At 51.1% G+C, this 1580-nt stretch carries 1 protein-coding gene; it reads left to right on the forward strand.

Annotated features, from left to right (window positions below; genetic code table 11):
* Positions 1-78 precede the first annotated feature (78 nt).
* A partial coding sequence (locus R7E42_RS23955; protein ID WP_318073082.1) for a diacylglycerol kinase family protein occupies positions 79-1580 on the forward strand: 1502 nt, incomplete at its 3' end.

Raw genomic sequence — 1580 nt, forward strand, 5'->3', positions numbered from 1 at the left:
AACAACAGTTGGCCAATGACTATCTCGAAGAGATGGCCAGCTAAGCGTTATCCCATCGCTAAGGATTAAGGAGGTCGAATGTTTATCGTCAAATATTATCTACTTGGCGCGCTGGTTGCGTTGCTCGCTGCTATCTACATACCTCAAATCGTAGTGAGTTTACTGCTGCTTTGGGTTTCGCTTTCCTTAGCGTTAGTCAGTGCGGCTTATTTATTTGATTTCCCGTCCATCTTTAGAAAAAGCCAAGACGGAAAAATTGTCTGGTGGATTCGATGGGCATTCATTCCTTTCTTGCTCGGGGCGAAAGCCTACAACGCCTGGGAGAGACGGCGCGATACTGTCCCTCCCATTCAACAAGTCAGCGAAAATCTTTACCTTTCCCGGCGCTTATTCCCGAGCGATTTGGCGTTTCTCGACTCTCACGACATTTCCTGCATTGTTGATGTTACGGCGGAGTTCGCAGGTTTAGAAAGCGCCATGACTGACAAGCAATTCAACTACCTTTCTATTCCCGTTCTGGATCATAAAGCGCCGACCTTGGAGCGTTTACGTCATGCGATGAATTGGATTGATACCCAAATCGCCTGCGGGCGCTCTGTGGTTGTGCATTGCGCACTTGGGCGTGGCCGTTCGGTGTTTGTGGTGGCGGCTTATTTACTGAGTAAAGACCCATCGCTCTCGGTGGAATCGGTGATGCAGAAAATCAACAGCGTGCGCAGTACTGCAAGGCTCAATAATCTGCAGATCAAAACCCTGCGCGCGATCGGTGAGAAAGGTGTGCTAGCACTCGATGAGCCGACCTGGATGGTGGTGAACCCTGTCGCGGGCGGTGGGAAATGGCTGCAATACGAACAACATGTGATTCGTGAGTTGACCAAAAAATATCGTCTCAGCATTCGCCAAACAGACGAAACCACCAGTGCAGAAAGCCTCGCACTGCAAGCTAAACAAAGTGGTGTGAATCAGGTGATTGTCTCTGGTGGCGATGGCACGGTGACCGAAGTGGCGAGCCAATTGGTCGGCACGGACATCAAGCTCGGTATCATACCGTTGGGCACGGCGAATGCGCTTTGCCATGTACTGTATGGCATCGGCGTGAAGTTATCACCGGTGGAAAAAGCGTGTGAAGCCATTCTCGCAGGTCATTGCCAACGCATAGACACCGCAGAATGTAATCAGCGTTTGATTCTGTTGGTGCTGGGTATTGGCTTGGAACAGAAGATGATTGAACACGCGCATCGTGAAGAGAAAAATGCTTTTGGGCAACTGGCGTATTTAACGGGCTTTTTTAACGCTGTTATTTCCGAAGAGGTGCAAACTCTGCAAGTAACCCTCGAAGGGCAGGCGGCGAGTGAACAAGCATGGGAGAGTCAGGAGATGGACGTGCACAGCTTCGTCGTGGCAAACATCGCGCCCTTCAGTACCGTGTTAGCGCAAGGTGGTGGCGCGCCGCAGCCAGATGATGGGAAACTGCACATTACCTACCTTGATAACACTCAGTCGCTGGGTGGACGCCTAGTGGCGTTGTCGTATCTAACATTAACCAGCGTCGGTGCGCAGGGTGTGGCGGATCTGTGTCA

This window comes from Vibrio sp. Vb1337 (assembly GCF_033338715.1).
Classification (GTDB): domain Bacteria; phylum Pseudomonadota; class Gammaproteobacteria; order Enterobacterales; family Vibrionaceae; genus Vibrio; species Vibrio alginolyticus.